Here is an 18353-nt window from a genome sequence, read left to right as displayed (position 1 = left end):
ACAAAAAAGGGGTTTTTATGGCGTTCAAATCTCTTGAGCGTACGACATTGCAACTGAGCCTCATTGCGCTCAGTTCAATGTATGTCAATACTGTAAATGCACAAAATGCGGAAGTGGCTGTTAAACCAGCTACCGCTGAAGCATGTGTGGCACTTGAGTCAAATGCAGAGCGATTATCGTGTTATGATGCTTTGTTTAAAGTGCAACCTGCTGAAAAAGAAATGTTGGTTTCTGAGCGTCAAGCCGCACAAGAAATTAAGCCTGAACCGACAGAGAAACTAACTTTCAAAGAAAAAGTCAGTCATGCGTTTACGGACCGTTTATTTGCTGTAGAAGCACCGAACCTCAATCCAAATCTTTCACTATTGGATAGTCGTTGGGAGCTTTCTCCAGAAAGTAAATTGGGGACGTGGAATATTCGTGGCTATCAACCTGTGTATTTAATGCCGGGATATTGGACTTCGGATAAAAATGAACGTCCATCAAGCCCGAATGAAAACAACACGGTACAAGCCGATCAGGAACAAAACCTGAAATCGATGGAAGCCAAATTCCAATTGTCATTAAAAACCAAAGCTGTTGAAAACTTATTTGGTGATAATGGTGATATCTGGTTGGGCTATACCCAGTCTTCTCGTTGGCAAGTCTACAATGAAGACGAATCACGACCATTCCGTGAAACCAACTATGAGCCTGAAGCCAGTCTGGTTTTTCGTACCAACTATGAACTCTTGGGTTTGAACTGGCGTATGCTGGGCTTAACTTTTAACCATCAGTCTAATGGGCGTTCTGATCCTTTATCGCGGAGTTGGAATCGTGTCATGTTAAATCTTGGATTTGAACGTGACAATTTTGCACTGATGTTACGTCCTTGGTATCGTTTCGAAGAAGATACCAAAGATGATAACAACCCTGACATTACCGATTATGTGGGACGTGGGGATTTAACAGCGTTTTATCGTCATAAAGATCATGACTTTAGTTTGATGTTACGTCATTCATTGAAAGGTGGTGATGATTCACATGGTGCGGTGCAGTTCGATTGGACTTTCCCAATCAATGGTAAATTACGCGGCACAGTTCAATTGTTTGATGGCTATGGTGAAAGCCTGATTGACTATAACCATCGGGCAACCTATGTCGGTGTCGGTGTGTCATTAATGAATTGGTTTTAATGATTGCTCAATAATTAATTTACGGACGTAAAAGTAATTTCGCATTTTTAAGATGCTTTTAAGTCTAATCGACGGAGTCTTATATCTAGGGATTGAATAAAGGGATTAGCCTTCGGCTGGAGGTACTTTTGTTTCGGCAAAAGTACCCAAAACCATTGTCATCCGCAAAACTCGCTCTCTAGCGTCTATTTATTTAAAGTATCGCAAAAACATTTTTGATTAGAAGTCATCCTGTCTCAAACACTTGCGGATGACCTTACCGCGTATCGTTCTTTCATTTGAATCAAATTACGCTTCTGATGTTACTATGTAACATCAGTAAATAAAAAAACCATGCTATGGCGTGGTTTTTTTATAACTGTGAGAAAATGTACAAATCAACCAATCTGAATCTCAGAAGGTGGGTGTTTTAAGCGACTCTTCTTCGGTGTGGCAATCAGATAAGCCAGTGTTAAGGGTCCAAGTCGACCTGCGAACATTAATAACATCAGGGCAACTAAACTAGCAGGTTGTAAGTCACTGGTGATGCCACGAGATAGGCCTACTGTACAGGCAGCGGATACCGCTTCGAACAACAAATCTAAAAAGCGTTTATCAGGTTCGAGAAGCAATAGACTGAAAAAGCCAATGAAAATCAACGTTACTGTAATGAAAATCACCGCTAATGCTTTAAAGGTCGTTTTTTCAGAAACAGAGTGGTTAAACACACGCAGTTCATCTTCACGTCTTAAAAAACTGACCACACTGAGTACAACAATAATAAACGTCCCGACTTTGATGCCACCAGCTGTACTGAGAGAACCACCACCAATAAACATCAGTAACATTGTGACGAGTGATGATGCATCGCTCATGCTTTCCATGGGTAAGCTGTTAAAACCCGAAGAGCGCGGAACAGTTGCATGGAACCAAGCATTTAGGGCTTGGTCACCAAGTGACATCGTAGCTAAGGTAGCAGCATTATTAGCTTCTAATAACCAAATGGTGATGAAGGCAAAGACATTTAAACCCGCAATAGTCGATAAAATCAGCTTGCTATTGGTACTGAGTTTTTTCCAACTTTTATTGCGCTTAATGTCCATCAGTACCAAAAAGCCGATACCCCCAATAATGTAAAGCATACTGATGGTAAACGTAATGAAATAACGGTCAGCAAAGCTCATTAAACTATTGGGAAATAATGAAAATCCACCATTATTAAATGCTGAAACACTATAAAAGGCAGCATAGAACAGGGCCTGGTTAAAATTGTATTCTTGCATCCAAGCGATGGTCAAAATAACCGTTCCCACCATTTCAAAAAATAGCGAATAAAGCAGTACGCCTTTAATAGTCATGGTCACTTTGGCAAGACTGGTTTGTCCAATGGTTTCTTGAGCCATAATTTGTTGTTTTAGCCCAATTTTAGGGGACAAACTCATAGCGGCCAATATCGCAAAGGTCATAAAACCGAGACCACCGCATTGTAGTAAACCCATAATCACGACTTTACCAAACACCGTATAGGCTTCGCCGACATTTACAACTGAAAGTCCTGTAATGGTTACGGCAGAGGTCGCTGTAAAGAGGGCATTGATCCAACTTAAATCGCCATGATGTGAATATGGGAGCTTTAACAGCAAGGTGCCAATGATAATGAGCCCAAGAAAACCCAATGCCAAAATACTGGGTGGGCTAAGATTAATGGTATTACGCTGTTTATTGTGCAGTTTCATGTTTTTCTACTGTCATCTTGCGCGATTGTGTGCAAATAGACACGACGCTGATTACAAAGTTGCTTTAAAGTGTTTAGCCAGTCGACGTAAATGTTCGAGTAAACCTTCAACCACTAAAATATCGCCTGTTTGTAAAATCAGGTTCGGATCTAAACTATATTGAAGCTGGGTGCCACGTTTATGCAAAATCGCCTTTACTTCAGGGACATGACCCATTATTTGATTTAGACGCGTGCCTTGTTGTGATTCTTTAATTTCAACTTTCACCAAATAATGATCATCTTCGAGCACCATGTAGCGACTCACCATCGGATAACTCAGTGACTGGGCAACACGGACGCCCATATCTTCTTCAGGATGGATGATTTTGCTGATGCCTAAATGGGTTAAAATCATGTGATGCGCTTTGGACTTGGCTTTGGCCCAAATTTTGTTGATCCCCATGTTTTTAAGATGGAGCACACATAAGATGCTGGCTTCAATATCTTCACCAATTGCGACTACGACTGCTTCACAATTTTGAATATTGAGTTCTTGTAAAACGTGTTCATCTGTTGCATCAGCAATCACTGCATGGGTTAGTTGGTCCGAAATACTTTCAACAAACTTTTTGTTGCTATCGATTCCAATGACATCGTGTTTTAAACCCATGAGTTCAGTGGCTACAGTTGCGCCAAAACTTCCTAAGCCAATCACAGCGAATTGTGCCATGCCGTATTCCTAAATTATTCTAAAGTTATTGAATATGTTGATGTTAGCTTGTTCAGCCTAGAGCGGCTATGAAAATTTACATAATCCATCTAAACCGAAAAGCTCTAATTTTTAATTTCTTCAGTATTTTGATAGGCATAAAGTTCAGCAATATTGGGGCAATTATCCATAACTTGTTGGTATTTAAAAATTTCATAGCCTAGTTTATTTTTTAGAATATATTGAAATTGATGTTGATCTTCTTTAATGACATTAAGAGTGGCTTTACGAACAAGCTCGGAATTGTTCTTTAAACGGTTTAAGCCATCGCATGAAAATTCACGGATAATGGTTTGAACAGATTCGGGAGCGGTTTGATCACTTAGCTCATCAAAGCGAATATATACAATGTAATTTGGATATTGATTCAACATTTCAGCCTGCGCGGTATAGCCGTAAATATTTTCTAGATTTTGCGTACGTGACTGATTTGGAATTTGTTTCATACTTTGACGAATCTTATCTTCCTCTTGCTTAAGTTGATAAGCCGGATATACATAAAAATATCCACCTAAACCCACAATGACGATCATAAATAAGGCATAAAACTTCAATTTTAAATATCCATTTTGTTTTATTTTCAATGGATTATAGGGCGTGGTGAATTTAACAACAATGACAGCGTTGATGAATTAATTTGATGAATTTATTTATTTTGATTCAGGAAATAGTTGATGCAAATAAAAAAGCTGGAACCTAGATCCCAGCTTTCATATAGAAATTTTACTTATTTCAAGAAACGTTGATAACCGAGGTTATTGGTAATCTCAACATATGGATAGGTAATATTTTCCAATGTTTCAATTAAACCATCTGGGTTTTGTTTCGCATCCGTTGCTTCCATACCCACCAATACACGGCCTTCAGCAGCACCGTGGTTACGGTAGTGGAATAGGGTGATGTTATGCGTTGGGCCTAGACGTTCTAAGAAAGTCAGTAATGCGCCCGGACGTTCGGGGAATTCCACGCGGAATAGGCGTTCATTTTCAATATCGGCATGTCCGCCAATTAAATAACGGATATGGAGTTTAGCCACTTCATCATCTGAAAGATCGTCTACATCGTATTGGAATTTCAAAGTTTCAAAAATTTCCTGACGTTCTTTTTCGCCATTTTTGAGACTAATACCCACAAACACTTGAGCGGCACTTGAGTAGCTTGCGCGGTAGTTAAACTCAGTGATGTTACGGCCTTGTAGTGCACGGCAGAATTTAAGGAAAGAACCTTTTTCTTCTGGAATGGTCACAGCAAAGATCGCTTCTTTACGTTCACCCAGTTCGGTACGTTCTGCAATGTAGCGCAGACGGTCAAAGTTCATGTTTGCACCGCAAACAATCGATACCATATTTTTGCCTTCTAGACCATGCTCAGCAACATACTTCTTAATACCTGCAAGCGCCATTGCACCTGACGGTTCTACAATGCTGCGGCATTCATCAAAGGTATCTTTAATCGCTGCACAGATTTCATCGGTATTTACCAGTACAACTTCACGCTCAACAATTGGGCCTGAGTTATCTGATTTTTGTAGCTGAATCACTTCAAATGGTTTTTCACCAATTTGTGCAACTGCTGTACCGTCGGCAAATAAACCTACAGATGGAAGAATGACACGTTCATTGGCTTCAAAGGCTGCTTTTAAACATGCAGATTCGTCATATTCAACTGGAATGACTTTAACATGCGGTGCCACATCGCCTAAATAAGCGGCTACACCGGCAATGAGACCGCCACCGCCTACAGCAACGAATACGTAGTCAACATCGCGCCATTGACGCAAAATTTCGTTGGCAATGGTTCCTTGACCGGCCATAACGAGTTCGTCGTCATAAGGTGGAATAAAGGTCATACCTTCATCTTTTGCACATTGGATTGCATATTTATTGGCTACGTCAAAAGAATCACCATGCAGAACTACCTCACCACCTAAGCGTTTAACCGCTTGTACTTTAATGTCTGGTGTGGTTTTAGGCATAACAATAATGGCGCGAATTCCCAGTTTTTTACCAGATAGGGCCACACCTTGTGCATGGTTACCTGCTGAAGCCGTAATAACGCCACGTTCCAACTGAGATTTCGGTAATTGACTAATACGGTTGTAGGCACCGCGTAGCTTGAAAGAAAAGACAGGTTGTAAATCTTCGCGTTTAAAGCGAATGTTATTGTTTAGTTTTTCACTAATTCGTGGCGCTGCTTCGAGTGGGGTTTCGATTGCAACGTCATAGACCGTTGCCTGTAATATTTGTCGAACCAAACGAGACAGCATGTTAATTTTCCATCTAACAGTTTAAAATAGGGGTTTATTGTAACAAACCACTGTACATTTGGGCTGAAAAATCAGCGTCTAATGTCAAAAAATAGTTGAGCCAAGTTATGAGTCTGTATGCAACCCAAGATGAAAAGAAACAAGCTGCCGCAAAAGCTGCGTTAAAGCATTTGCCAAAGGGCGGTATTTTGGGTGTTGGTACAGGAAGTACTGTGAACTTCCTCATCGAATTATTGCCAGAGCTTCAACTCGAAGCTGCTGTTGCAAGTTCTGAAGCAACTGCACAACGTTTGAAAAAATTAGGCATTGAAGTGGTTGATATGAACCACGTTGGCGGTTTAGATGCCTATGTGGATGGTGCAGATGAAATCGACCGTCATATGCACATGATTAAAGGTGGCGGCGCTGCGTTGACTCGTGAAAAAATCGTGGCGTCTATTGCGAAAAAATTCGTTTGTATCGTAGATGATTCTAAATGGGTTGATCAGTTGGCACGTGAATTTCCGCTTCCTGTAGAAGTGATTCCAATGGCACGTTCTGCTGTGGCACGTAAAATCGTTTCTTTAGGCGGCGACCCTGTATACCGTGAAGGCGTAGTAACAGATAACGGTAATGTAATTTTAGACGTACACAACTTAAATATCCTAAATGCATTGGAACTTGAAAAGACTTTGAATGACATTCCAGGTGTAGTGTGTAACGGTATCTTTGCTCTAAACAAAGCGGATATTGCTGTTGTTGCAACTGATAACGGTATTGAAGAGCGTACTGCGGTTTAATCTATAGAAAATTTAATTGTAAATTGAGTTTCGATTTATATTAAATTTCTAATGGAAGTTCCCTCTCCTTTGAGGAGAGGGTTAGGGAGAGGTCAATTTAAAAGTCCCCTCATCCTAACCTTCTCCCTAAGGGAGAAGGGACTCCTAATATATTTTTGAAAATATTTAAAATTCAATTTTATGCATTATTAATAAGCTTTTAAGAAGAATAAATGACACCAAACCTTCCTGAAATTCAAATCACTCGAAAATTACGTGCCACACGCTTAAGATTGCGAGTAGAACCAACTCAAATTAAATTAACGGTTCCCCAGTTTTGTACACAGCGCCAAGTTCAAGATTTTCTGAAACAAGCAGAACAATGGATGATTGAGACATGGCAGAAGCAGCAGGAAAAAACAGGGCAGATTGATAAAACGCTTCCAGCTGAATTAAAACTATTCAATTTAGAACAGCCTTTAAAGGTTATTTATAAAACGCAAAAAAACTCATTTATCTTGGATGAAGAAAAGCATCAGCTTTTCATCAGTGATCGGCAGCCTGAGCAATATTTAAAAAGCTTTGTGATTGCTTATGCCAAAGAGTATTTACCAATTTATTTAAAGCAAGTGAGCAGTGAAACAGGCTTAAAATATGGTGAGTGCTCGATTCGTCAGCCCAAAACTCGCTGGGGTAGTTGCTCTGCAAAGCATGACATTATGCTGAATAGCGGCTTGGTGTTGCTCCCATTAGAAATTACGCGTTATGTGGCTGTACACGAGTTAGCGCATACTCAGCATTTTGACCATAGCCCAAACTTTTGGGCTGAAGTCCAAAAGCATGATTCAAACTATAAAGATCATCGGAAAACTTTAAAAAGTGGTGTGATGCCGTGGTGGTGGTGCTAGTATATTTTTCATAAAACCTAAACTGATTGGGTGTATAGTTATGAAAAATAGAAAAATTCTGGGATTAATTTTACTTGCATATTCAGCACCAATTTTGCAAATAGTTTTCAAGATCGGGATAGCTGGCAAAAAAAAACCGAAGTAATGATGGTTGATGATATTGATCTTAAAACAGATGAGCTGATTGAGCAGGGCTATGTTCCTGTGATGAGTGAAACATTTAAAAGTGTATCTACAAATAGGGGCTACAGCGATAGCATGTGGGACCTGAAAAATAAAGGAAATCAATTGGGGGCACAAATCGTTATTTTCACTAATACGCCTGTAGAGAGTGGAAATTATTATAGGTATAGAAATTCAAAGCCAGATTCATATCCGTTTTTAGTTGGTGATAATCAAAAAAGTGATTTAAATATTTATCCTGTAGGAACTATTGAGGCAGTTCCTCATCGTCTTGCGAACAGGACAGAATATTCCTCACGATATTTTTATAAATATAATTCAGTAACAGGAATTTATCCCACCATATTGTCTTCTAAGGATAAAATTAATAATGGCCTTCAGGGCGGAGTGATTGTACAAAAAGTTCAAGCTGGCTCTCTAGCCAAAGGCGTTATTTTACCGCAGGATATTATTATAAAAATGAATGATGATAATATTAATGATGTCAGTGCATTTGTTGAAAGTTCAAACTATTTAAGAGGAAACGTTGTAAAGTTTGAAATTCTGAGAAATGGACAGAAAATACCTTTAGAAATTAGTTTGAAACAATAATATTTGGCTGGAAGGTGGGACAATTGCACTTTTCATCCAATTTAAGTTTGGTGCTCTCTGAAAATATGTTTTTTCTTAAATTGATAAAAAGATCCGAATTGCAATAAACCCAAGCAAAACAGTTCAGAAATCCTCAACTTCCTGTCATACTACGCAGTCATCAAATGGATACTTTGAATAGAGGTAAAGAGCGTGATTTCAGTAGGTATTGTCGGCGGTACAGGTTACACAGGTGTTGAATTACTGCGTATTTTACTGCGACACCCAAATGCAGAAGTGAAAGTTTTAACTTCGCGTACTGAAAATGGCCGCCGTGTGGATGATATGTTCCCAAGTTTGCGTGGACATACAGACCTTTGCTATTCAGATCTAAATATTGAAGAACTAAAACAATGTGACGTTGTATTCTTTGCTACGCCTCACGGTGTAGCAATGAAACACGCAGAAGAGTTAGTTGCTGCAAATACTAAAGTGATTGACCTTGCTGCTGACTTCCGCTTGCAAGACTTAGCTCAATTTGAGAAATGGTATGGCCTAGACCATGCATGTCCAGAGCTATTAAAAGAGTCAGTTTATGGTTTGTCTGAATTAAACCGTGAAAAAATTCAAAAGGCTTCAGTGATTGGTAACCCAGGTTGTTACCCAACAACTGTTCAGCTCGGTTTAGCGCCAGTATTAAAAGCTGAAGGATTAGTGAAACCTGAAAGCATTATTATTGATGCAAAATCAGGTGTGTCTGGTGCAGGTCGTAAAGCCAGCCTAGGTATGATCTATTCTGAAAATGCAGATAACTTTAAGGCATATGGAGTTGCAGGTCACCGTCATCATCCTGAAATTGTAGAAGCCTTAGAAAATATTTCAGGTCAAAAAGGTGTGTTTAACGAAATTTTATTCGTACCGCATTTGGTACCAATGATTCGTGGCATGCTCAGCACTATCTATATTGATTTGACAGACGCAGGTGCTTCTGCGGATTTACAAAGCATATATGAACAGTTCTATGCCAATGAGCAGTTTGTAGATGTTATGCCGGCAGGTAGCTCACCTGAAACACGTACTGTGCGTGGTGCGAACCAATTACGTATTGCGATTTGCAAACCTCAACCGAAAAAATTAGTGATTTTGGTGGCTCAAGACAACTTGGTGAAAGGTGCTGCAGGTCAAGCCGTACAAAATATGAACTTGATGTTTAGTTTTGCTGAAAATGCAGGACTTCAAGGCATTGGTTTATTACCATAAGAAACGATTTAAAACTTCACACACATTTAAAACTGGATTTAAATGTGTGCCTTAAGTGAACTAAAAATAAGAGATGACGATGTCGAATACAGAATCTAATTTCAAGTCAGAACCAGAAAACAGTGAAAAAACGCCTTTTATGAAGACGAATATGCCACTGGCGATTGGTGCAGTTGTACTTGCATTGAGCAGCGGTTTGCTCGGATATAGTATCGGTCATCGTCAGGGCTTAACTGTGGTCGGATATGATGCAGATGCAGAGCAACTGGTTGATGTGGTGCAAAAGCAAAAAAATGAATTAGCAGGCCTGAATAAAAGTTTGAATGCGGCAATTCAAGAGCGTGATGTCGCTGTAAGTAATTCAAATGATTTATATTTGGCTGTTAAAAAAGCACGTGATGATCAAGAATTAACCGGTAATTTGGGTGTTTTGTATCGTGAAGTATTGCGCCAACGTGGTGGTATGCCGCTTGCAGTACAACATTTAGCGATTAAACCGTTACCTGAAAATGCGTATGAATACCAACTTGATCTCGTTCAAGTAAGTCCGTCAAAAAGTAATGTGTCTGGAAGTGTTGAGCTGCGTCTAATTAAGGGTACAGAAGTACTTGCAGTGCCTTTAGAAGACAAAAACTTTAACTTTAGCGAAAGTGAGCGACTCACTGGACGTTGGACCATGCCAAAAGGCTTTAGTCCAGACTTTATTGAAGTGCGTTTAAGCGGTTCTAAACCCGTTATTCGCCGTTTTAGCTGGTCGAAAGGTCAGCCTGTTGAAAATCAATCTGCTTTCCTTTCAGAAATTCCTCAAACTGAAGCAAGTGCAAACTAAGTGTGAAACCTAAATCCTATGCGAACCAATAAGCGTCAAACGTGTTTATCTGACATTAAAAATTCATTTTACCAATCTGGTTTAGTGGACTGGCATCTAAACCCGACTCTCAGCCAAGGTATGCAGGATGATGGTGATTCAGACATTCAAGTATTGACTGCGCCACCTGAGTTAAAGCGTCCTCCTATGTATGCTGTCGTTTTAATGAACGATGATTACACTCCAATGGACTTTGTAATTGAAATTTTACAACAATACTTTGCTTTGAATCTTGACCAAGCCACTCAAGTAATGCTAACTGTACATTATGAAGGAAAGGGTGTTGCAGGGGTTTATCCGCGAGACATCGCAGAGACTAAAGCAAATCAGGTCAATAATTACGCTCGGTCGCAAAGTCATCCATTACTTTGTCAGATTGAGCCAAAAGATTAATAAGGGGATTACATGCTCAGTCGTCAATTAGAAGTATCACTACGTTTGGCTGTCAGCATGGCTCGTCAAAAGAGACATGAATTTTTGACGGTAGAACATTTATTATTGGCTTTACTGGATAATGATTCCGCTGTTAATGCATTGAAAGCATGTGGCGCAGACATTATTGTGCTTCGCAAAGAACTTGAAGAATACGTAGAACAACATACCCCTAAGCTTGGCGAAAATAGCGATCAAGCACCACATCCTACAGAAAGTTTTGATCGTATTTTGCAGCGTGCAATTTTCCATGTGCAATCGAGTGGTAATGACCGCACTGTAGAAGGTGCAGACATTTTAGTTGCGATGTATTCAGAGCGTGATTCATTTGCGGTGTATTTACTTAAACGCCATCAAATCAACCGTTTGACATTAACGCAGTACTTGTCTCATGGCACACGTAAAGATGAAGTCCAAGCTGAAGAGGAAATTGAAGAGCTCGATGGTGAAAACACCACGTCTTCAAATTCTGGCCCATTAGAGCTATATACGACCAATCTGAATGTTGAAGCTCAAAAAGGCAAAACAGATCCACTAATTGGTCGTGAAAAAGAGATTGAACGTACAGCTCAAATTCTATGCCGCCGTCGTAAAAACAACCCGCTTTTGGTAGGTGACCCAGGTGTAGGTAAAACTTCTATTGCTGAAGGTTTGGCTTGGCTCATTGTAAATGGTAAAGCTCCTAAACCGCTTGAAAATGCAGAAGTATTTAGTTTAGATATTGGTGCTTTAGTCGCTGGAACTAAATACCGTGGTGATTTTGAAAAGCGTTTAAAACAACTGCTAAATGCCTTGAAGAAAAAGCCCGAAGCTATTTTATTTATTGATGAAATTCACATGATCATCGGCGCAGGCTCAAGTATGGGTAGCACGATGGATGCATCGAATCTCATCAAGCCAGCTTTGGCGAATGGTACTTTGCGTTGTATCGGTTCAACGACTTTCCAAGAATACCGTCAAGTCTTTGAAAAGGATCATGCATTATCTCGTCGTTTCCAAAAAATTGATGTCAATGAACCATCTATTTCAGAAACGATTGATATTCTGCGTGGCTTAAAAGGCAAATTTGAAGAATTCCATCATGTGAAATACGAAGATCAAGCATTGGTTTCTGCGGTTGAGCTTTCAGCGAAATTTATCAATGATCGTTTCTTGCCTGATAAAGCCATTGATGTGATTGATGAAGCTGGTGCGCAGCGTCGTTTAAAAGCTGAGCAAGATGATACGGTCATTTCAGTTGAAAACATTGAAGATATCGTATCGAAAATTGCACGTATTCCACCGAAAACAGTCTCTAAAGATGACAAGAGCGTTCTTGAAAATCTTGAGCGTGATCTGAAACGTGTGGTGTTTGGTCAAGATGAAGCGATTGAAGCGCTTGCATCGGCGATTAAATTATCTCGTGCAGGTCTTAAAGCACCAGATAAGCCAGTGGGTAATTTTGTCTTTGCGGGTCCTACAGGTGTGGGTAAAACTGAAGTCACTAAGCAATTGGCGAAATTATTAGGCGTCGAGCTTGTACGTTTCGATATGTCTGAATACATGGAACGTCATGCCGTATCTCGTTTAATTGGTGCGCCTCCGGGTTATGTAGGTTTTGATCAAGGTGGTTTGTTGACCGACGCGATTCATAAAAATCCGCATTGCGTACTTTTACTAGACGAAATTGAGAAAGCGCATCCAGATGTCTTTAATTTGTTATTACAAATTATGGATCATGGTTCATTAACGGATAACAATGGTCGTAAGTCTGACTTCCGTAACGTCGTGTTAGTGCTGACGACTAATATTGGTGCAGAATCAATTTCACGTGTGAGCATTGGTTTCATGGATCAAGATAACAGTAATGATAACCAAGACGCGATGAAAAAAGCCTTCTCTCCGGAGTTCCGTAACCGCTTAGATGGTGTTATTCAATTTAAAGCATTGCCAACAACTGTCATTGAAAGTGTGGTTGATAAGTTTTTAACAGAGCTTCAGGCACAGTTAGATGACAAAAAAGTGGTTCTTGAGGTTGACCAAGATGCACGCGAATGGATGGCAGAGCAAGGATACGATCGCTTGATGGGCGCTCGTCCAATGCAGCGTTTAATTCAAGAGCATTTGAAGAAACCGCTTGCTGAAATGATTTTGTTTGGCGAGCTTGCGGAACATGGCGGTAATGTTGGTGTTTCAGTGAAGAAAGAAAATGGCAAAGCTGTGGGCTTAAAACTCGAAGTGTTTGAAGACCAAACCGCTGAACCTGCTTAAGTAATTTAATTAACGAAAAACCCGTGCTTGCACGGGTTTTTTATATTTATTCGACGCTAGATTTGGGTTTCTCAATGATGGACATACCATTAACAAAAGTGCTGACCACATTTGGTTTATTTGCACTGACAGCACTGATGGAAATTTTAGGCTGTTACTTCCCATATTTGATTTTAAATCAGCAAAAATCGCAGTGGTTATGGATTCCTACAGCCCTTGCATTGGCTGCATTTGTTTGGTTATTGACGTTGCATCCAGCAGCTTCGGGTCGTATCTATGCAGCCTATGGCGGAATCTATATTTTCTCTGCATTACTGTGGTTGCGTTTTGTCGATCACGTAACTCTAACGCGTTGGGATATGCTAGGTGGCATCATTGTATTGGTGGGTGCAGCTGTGATTGCATTACAGCCTCAAGGTTTAATTCGTTAAGTAACGTTGCAGAAGTTAAACCAAGAGCTGTAAGAAATTAGATATTTATTTAAATTTGCACTCTGTATTTTTAATGATAATTTCGTATTGATTGCTACCCGAGCTTAGATCCATTTCAATTTTATATGGATTAACACGTTGAAATTGATGCTCGAATAGTAATTCACAGTTTTGGAGTGAATTATGCTTGATGAGTTGCTTCACCTTATGTTCACCGACTGATTGTTCAAATTGCGCAAAATCAGGGGTGGTGATAATACCATCAATTTCAATCTTATCCGCTTCAATTTCCATTTTTTCCATCAACATATTCTGATCAACTTGATAGGGAAGAGTGCGTGAATCTTCATCACTAATGGCAGCCAGTATTTCGTTTAAACCTGTTTTATTTTTAATTTTAAAATTGCTATCTAAAATCTGATTTTTCACCAAGTATTGATCTAATTCACTTGGTTCACCAGCAAAGCTAAAAGTAGATAAGCTCAATCCAAGAGCCAATAAGCAAATATTTCTTAAACGCATAATCTTAATCACTTATAAAAGTTATGGTTTTATTAAAGCATGCAAAAACAAAAAAAGCACCCGAAGGTGCTTTTTTATCTAAGTAAAACCTTAGTCTTTTTTAAGATTTTCGTTAATTAAAAATTCAACAAGTGCTTTTTGTGCATGTAAGCGATTTTCAGCTTCATCCCAAACCACAGCATTTTTGTGGTCAAGCATATTTTCAGAAATTTCTTCGCCACGATGCGCAGGTAAGCAGTGCATAAATAGGCAATCAGCGTGAGCAAGATCCATCAGGCGTTCATTCACTTGATAATCAGCAAAAGCTTTTTCACGAATTTTTTGTTCTTCTTCTTGCCCCATACTTGCCCAAACATCTGTCACGATTAAATCTGCATTAACTGCAGCATCTTCGGCAGAATCAACAAGTTCCACACAGTGTGCAAATTCAGATAAAAATTCTGCTTTAGGTTCATAGCCCTTAGGTGCAGCGATTTTTAATTTAAAGCCCCACATATGAGCCGCTTCAATATATGAGTTACACATATTGTTGCCATCACCAATCCAAGCAACCGTTTTACCTTCAATAGAACCACGGTGTTCAACAAATGTTTGAACATCGGCAAGTAATTGGCAAGGGTGGTGATCATCTGTTAATGCATTGATGACAGGAACTTTTGAATAAGAAGCAAAACGTTCAACAATGTCATGACCAAAAGTACGAATCATCACAATATCAAGCATGCTTGAAATCACACGTGCAGAATCTTCTACTGGCTCGCCACGACCTAATTGAGAGTCGCGAGATGAAAGGAAAATTGCACTACCACCAAATTGGCTCATTCCTGCTTCAAACGATACACGTGTACGGGTGCTCGATTTCTCAAAAATCATGCCCATGACTTTACCAACGAAAGGTTGGAAAACTTCATTGTTATGCTGTTTGCGCTTGAGTTCGATACCGCGCTGTACAATTTGGTTAAGTTCTAAAGTCGATAAATCGCGTAAAGTTAGAAAGTGACGTAGAGCCATTGTTACTCCACAATAATTGCTGAATCAAAAAACAAAACAACAATTAGTTGTTGGTTGGTTAGAGAAAAAGGAATCGATTAATATACTATAAGAGAGGTAAATTGCAAAAAATCTAGCGCTTTTGGTGACCGTCTAGGAAACGATCGACGCAATAACTGATGTAATTGATGGTTTCTTGATCATTTTCATCAATGCTGATGCCCATGAGAACGCGCCATTCTAAATTACGCAGAATCCCAAAATAAAACTGAGCCGAAAACAGCGGGTTTTCGCAATACAGCAAACCGTGTTGATGTGCTTGATATAAAATTTCGGCAACGGTGTTCTGAATTTGTTTCGGGCCTTGCTCATGAATATAACGTGCTATTTCAGGATTACGTCCTGTTTGTTCTAAGACTAACCGCATAAATGCCGCATTTTCAGGCATGACGATATGTTGATGAAAATTACTTAAGGTGTTGATGAGATAAGCACGAATATCGGTATTCGGGCTGACAGTAAACGGTAGGCAAATATCTTTGAAAAATAAGCAGCGACGATAGTCACAAATCGCCTTAAATAATCCGTCTTTATTACCAAAATATTTATAGATCGATGCTTTTGACCCACCGGCATGATTCACAATATCGTCTAATGAAACTGCATCAAAACCACGTTTTAAAAAAAGCTCCGTAGCACTTTCTAAAAGTGCAACACATCGTTCATGTCCGCGCCGCGTTTGTGGCTGGTCATACGTTAGAGGTTCAATGTGTATTAAATCTTGCATAAAGTGATAATTTTTAACAAAAAAAGAGCTAGTTTGACGATAATTATAGCAAAAAAATTAGTACTTTTCTGCTTTGCTCATAAATAAGAGATCTTTGACTAAAGAATAACAACAGATAGGTGACAAGTGAAATATTTGACTAAAGTTTTAGAGTTAATATTCTACAAAGCCATAGAGTTGGAAAAAAATATGGATATACTCAAACTTCGAAAATTAAAGTAAATGCCGTGGAAAGGAATATGACACAACAAACGTCTGCAGGCTTAAGATTTAGACAAGCATTGGAAGTAGAAAAACCATTACAAATCATTGGCACAGTAAATGCCTATGCAGCAATGATGGCAAAAGAAGTTGGCTATAAAGCCATATATTTATCTGGTGCAGGTGTTGCGAACTATTCATATGGTTTACCTGACTTAGGCATGACCAGTTTAGACAATGTTTTGGAAGATGTTCGTCGTATTACTGAACGTGTAGATACGCCATTACTTGTCGATATCGATACAGGTTGGGGCGGTGCATTTAACATTGCTCGTACAGTGAAACAAATGATTGCTGCGGGTGCAGCAGCGGTGCATATCGAAGACCAAGTGGCACAAAAACGTTGTGGTCACCGTCCAAACAAAGAAATTGTGTCACAACAAGAAATGGTTGACCGTATTAAAGCGGCAGTCGATGCAAAAACCGATTCAAATTTTGTGGTGATGGCACGTACAGATGCATTACAAAAAGAAGGTTTGCAGGCAGTGATCGACCGCGCATGTGCATGTGTAGAAGCAGGAGCAGATGCGATCTTTGCTGAAGCAATGACAGACATCACCATGTACAAAACAGTCTGCGATGCTGTGGGTGTACCAGTATTGGCAAATATCACAGAGTTTGGTGATACCCCTTACTACACCAAAGAAGAATTAGGCGAGCAAGGCATTTCAATGGTGCTTTATCCATTGTCTCCGACACGTGCAATGCAAAAAGCGGCACTCGAAGTGATGCATGCAATCCGCAATGACGGTACACAAGTCAATGTACTGGATAAAATGCAACAACGAAAAGAACTCTATCAATTCCTCGATTATCACACTTTTGAAAACACCTTAGATAAATTGTTCACTGAAGGAAAATAAAAAATGGCTGAAGGAAAAGTACTCACGGGCGCAGGACTGCGCGGACAAGTAGCGGGTAAAACTGCACTTTCAACTGTAGGCAAAAGCGGTGCGGGCTTAACCTATCGTGGTTATGACGTTCAAGACTTGGCAGAAAACTGCCAGTTTGAAGAAGTTGCGTACCTGATTTTCTTTGGTGAATTGCCAACAACAGAACAATTAGCAGCATACAAAGCTAAACTCAAATCATTGCGTCAATTGCCACAAGCGTTGAAAGAAGTATTAGAACGTATTCCTGCGGACTCACATCCAATGGATGTGATGCGTACAGGCGTTTCAATGTTAGGCAACCTTGAAACTGAACAATCGTTTGAACAACAACAAGATGTTGCAGACCGTATTTTGGCAACACTACCGGCAATCATCTGCTACTGGTATCGTTTTAGCCATGACGGCGTACGTGTAGAAGAAAATACCGATGATGATTCAATTGGCGCTCAATTCTTGCATTTACTTCGTGGTGAAAAACCAAATGAATTGCATGAGCAAGTGATGAACGTATCACTGATTTTGTATGCAGAGCATGAGTTTAACGCATCTACATTCACAGCACGTGTATGTGCTTCGACGCTTTCAGATATGCATTCATGCATCACAGGTGCAATTGGTTCACTACGTGGCCCATTACATGGCGGTGCGAACGAAGCTGCGATGGAAATGATTGAAAACTGGACGTCTCCAGAAGAAGCTGAACGTGAAATGCTCGGCAAACTTGAGCGTAAAGAAAAGATCATGGGCTTTGGTCATGCGATCTATAAAGACAATGATCCACGTAATGGCATCATCAAAATTTGGTCTGAGCGCCTAGCTAAAGACGTGGGTGATACCGTACTTTACCCTGTATCAGTACGCTGTGAAGAAGTGATGTGGCGTGAGAAGAAATTGTTCTGTAATGCAGACTTCTTCCATGCATCGGCATATCACTTTATGGATATTGCAACCAAATTGTTCACGCCAATCTTTGTGATGTCGCGTGTAACAGGCTGGGCAGCACACGTGATGGAACAACGTGCAGACAACCGTATTATTCGTCCAAGTGCGGATTATACAGGCCCTGAGCTTCGTAAAGTGGTGCCGATTGCAGAACGTTCTGCGGCATAATTTTAAAGTGAAATAAAAAAGCCTCAAAAGAGGCTTTTTTATTATTTGTTATTTGAGTTAACAATAGATTTCTTTCATAAGTCATTTTTCACTCAGTTCCAAGTTATAAATTCCAGCAATTAGATTGAATCTTAATGCTAGTCTTTTGCCTCGATTGCGATATCGCTCAGCAAGAATTTTGAAGGTTTTCAAACTGCCAAATACATGCTCAATTCCAATTCTTC

18 protein-coding genes and 1 pseudogene are annotated in these 18353 nt (G+C 39.7%); 11 read left to right on the top strand and 8 right to left on the bottom strand.

What is annotated here, in order from left to right; all coding sequences use genetic code 11:
* Nucleotides 1–17 precede the first annotated feature (17 nt).
* On the top strand, nt 18–1175 hold the full coding sequence (locus FTU38_RS08160) for a phospholipase A (protein ID WP_180106681.1): 1158 nt from the start codon (nt 18–20) through the stop codon (nt 1173–1175).
* 377 nt (nt 1176–1552) lie between these two features.
* Here FTU38_RS08160 and FTU38_RS08155 read toward each other — a convergent pair whose 3' ends face one another.
* From FTU38_RS08155 to ilvA, 4 genes are all read right to left on the bottom strand, one after another.
* Nucleotides 1553–2890 carry a TrkH family potassium uptake protein gene (locus tag FTU38_RS08155; RefSeq protein ID WP_168378596.1) on the bottom strand — a complete coding sequence of 446 codons (1338 nt, stop codon included), beginning with the start codon at nt 2888–2890 and terminating at the stop codon, nt 1553–1555.
* Nucleotides 2891–2941: 51 nt separating this feature from the next.
* Nucleotides 2942–3601 (bottom strand): TrkA family potassium uptake protein, encoded by a 660-nt coding sequence (locus FTU38_RS08150; RefSeq protein WP_180065508.1) that lies wholly within the window; start codon nt 3599–3601, stop codon nt 2942–2944.
* A gap of 104 nt (nt 3602–3705) precedes the next feature.
* On the bottom strand, nt 3706–4173 hold the full coding sequence (locus FTU38_RS08145) for a hypothetical protein (protein ID WP_180110952.1): 468 nt from the start codon (nt 4171–4173) through the stop codon (nt 3706–3708).
* 194 nt (nt 4174–4367) lie between these two features.
* On the bottom strand, nt 4368–5906 hold the full coding sequence (gene ilvA, locus FTU38_RS08140; RefSeq protein ID WP_180004662.1) for a threonine ammonia-lyase, biosynthetic: 1539 nt from the start codon (nt 5904–5906) through the stop codon (nt 4368–4370).
* Between the two features lie 107 nt (nt 5907–6013).
* Here ilvA and rpiA point away from each other — a divergent pair, with 107 nt between their 5' ends.
* The 8 genes from rpiA (at nt 6014) to FTU38_RS08100 (ending at nt 13566) form a co-directional block, all read left to right on the top strand.
* Nucleotides 6014–6685 carry a ribose-5-phosphate isomerase RpiA gene (rpiA, locus tag FTU38_RS08135; protein ID WP_078188646.1) on the top strand — a complete coding sequence of 224 codons (672 nt, stop codon included), beginning with the start codon at nt 6014–6016 and terminating at the stop codon, nt 6683–6685.
* A gap of 212 nt (nt 6686–6897) precedes the next feature.
* Nucleotides 6898–7572 carry a SprT family zinc-dependent metalloprotease gene (locus FTU38_RS08130; RefSeq protein WP_180004664.1) on the top strand — a complete coding sequence of 225 codons (675 nt, stop codon included), beginning with the start codon at nt 6898–6900 and terminating at the stop codon, nt 7570–7572.
* A 144-nt stretch (nt 7573–7716) separates the two neighbouring features.
* Nucleotides 7717–8346: a PDZ domain-containing protein gene (locus FTU38_RS08125; protein ID WP_180110951.1), complete on the top strand. Its 630-nt coding sequence runs from the start codon at nt 7717–7719 to the stop codon at nt 8344–8346.
* Between the two features lie 192 nt (nt 8347–8538).
* Entirely contained in the window at nt 8539–9585 is a 1047-nt protein-coding gene (argC, locus tag FTU38_RS08120) for an N-acetyl-gamma-glutamyl-phosphate reductase (protein WP_180110950.1), read from the top strand.
* A 79-nt stretch (nt 9586–9664) separates the two neighbouring features.
* A complete protein-coding gene (locus FTU38_RS08115) occupies nt 9665–10414 on the top strand; it encodes a hypothetical protein (protein ID WP_180110949.1) in 750 nt (249 codons plus the stop codon).
* 18 nt (nt 10415–10432) lie between these two features.
* A complete protein-coding gene (gene clpS / locus FTU38_RS08110; protein ID WP_180051274.1) occupies nt 10433–10846 on the top strand; it encodes an ATP-dependent Clp protease adapter ClpS in 414 nt (137 codons plus the stop codon).
* Between the two features lie 12 nt (nt 10847–10858).
* Nucleotides 10859–13135 carry an ATP-dependent Clp protease ATP-binding subunit ClpA gene (gene clpA / locus FTU38_RS08105; RefSeq protein ID WP_180005564.1) on the top strand — a complete coding sequence of 759 codons (2277 nt, stop codon included), beginning with the start codon at nt 10859–10861 and terminating at the stop codon, nt 13133–13135.
* A 77-nt stretch (nt 13136–13212) separates the two neighbouring features.
* The gene (locus tag FTU38_RS08100) at nt 13213–13566 is read left to right on the top strand and encodes a YnfA family protein (RefSeq protein ID WP_180110966.1); all 354 of its coding nucleotides are present in this window, start codon (nt 13213–13215) and stop codon (nt 13564–13566) included.
* Nucleotides 13567–13611: 45 nt separating this feature from the next.
* Here the strand turns inward: FTU38_RS08100 and FTU38_RS08095 are convergent, their stop codons facing one another.
* The 3 genes from FTU38_RS08095 to FTU38_RS08085 all read right to left on the bottom strand — a co-directional run bounded on the left by FTU38_RS08095 (nt 13612) and on the right by FTU38_RS08085 (nt 15865).
* Nucleotides 13612–14088, bottom strand: a complete 477-nt coding sequence (locus FTU38_RS08095) for a hypothetical protein (protein WP_180005563.1) — start codon at nt 14086–14088, stop codon at nt 13612–13614.
* Nucleotides 14089–14178: 90 nt separating this feature from the next.
* Entirely contained in the window at nt 14179–15099 is a 921-nt protein-coding gene (argF, locus tag FTU38_RS08090) for an ornithine carbamoyltransferase (protein WP_078193464.1), read from the bottom strand.
* Nucleotides 15100–15211: 112 nt separating this feature from the next.
* A complete protein-coding gene (locus tag FTU38_RS08085) occupies nt 15212–15865 on the bottom strand; it encodes a TetR/AcrR family transcriptional regulator (RefSeq protein WP_180110948.1) in 654 nt (217 codons plus the stop codon).
* 239 nt (nt 15866–16104) lie between these two features.
* Here FTU38_RS08085 and prpB point away from each other — a divergent pair, with 239 nt between their 5' ends.
* Nucleotides 16105–16989, top strand: a complete 885-nt coding sequence (prpB, locus tag FTU38_RS08080) for a methylisocitrate lyase (protein ID WP_078188636.1) — start codon at nt 16105–16107, stop codon at nt 16987–16989.
* 3 nt (nt 16990–16992) lie between these two features.
* Complete coding sequence (prpC, locus tag FTU38_RS08075; protein ID WP_180007804.1) at nt 16993–18129, top strand: 2-methylcitrate synthase; 1137 nt, start codon at nt 16993–16995, stop codon at nt 18127–18129.
* Nucleotides 18130–18210: 81 nt separating this feature from the next.
* Here prpC and FTU38_RS08070 read toward each other — a convergent pair.
* A pseudogene (locus FTU38_RS08070) lies at nt 18211–18353 on the bottom strand (IS5/IS1182 family transposase); the annotation flags it as partial.

Source organism: Acinetobacter sp. YH12098, from assembly GCF_013419235.1.
Lineage (GTDB): Bacteria > Pseudomonadota > Gammaproteobacteria > Pseudomonadales > Moraxellaceae > Acinetobacter > Acinetobacter amyesii.
The sequence above is the reverse complement of the archived record's forward strand: the minus strand, read 5'-3'. Positions and strand labels throughout refer to the sequence as shown.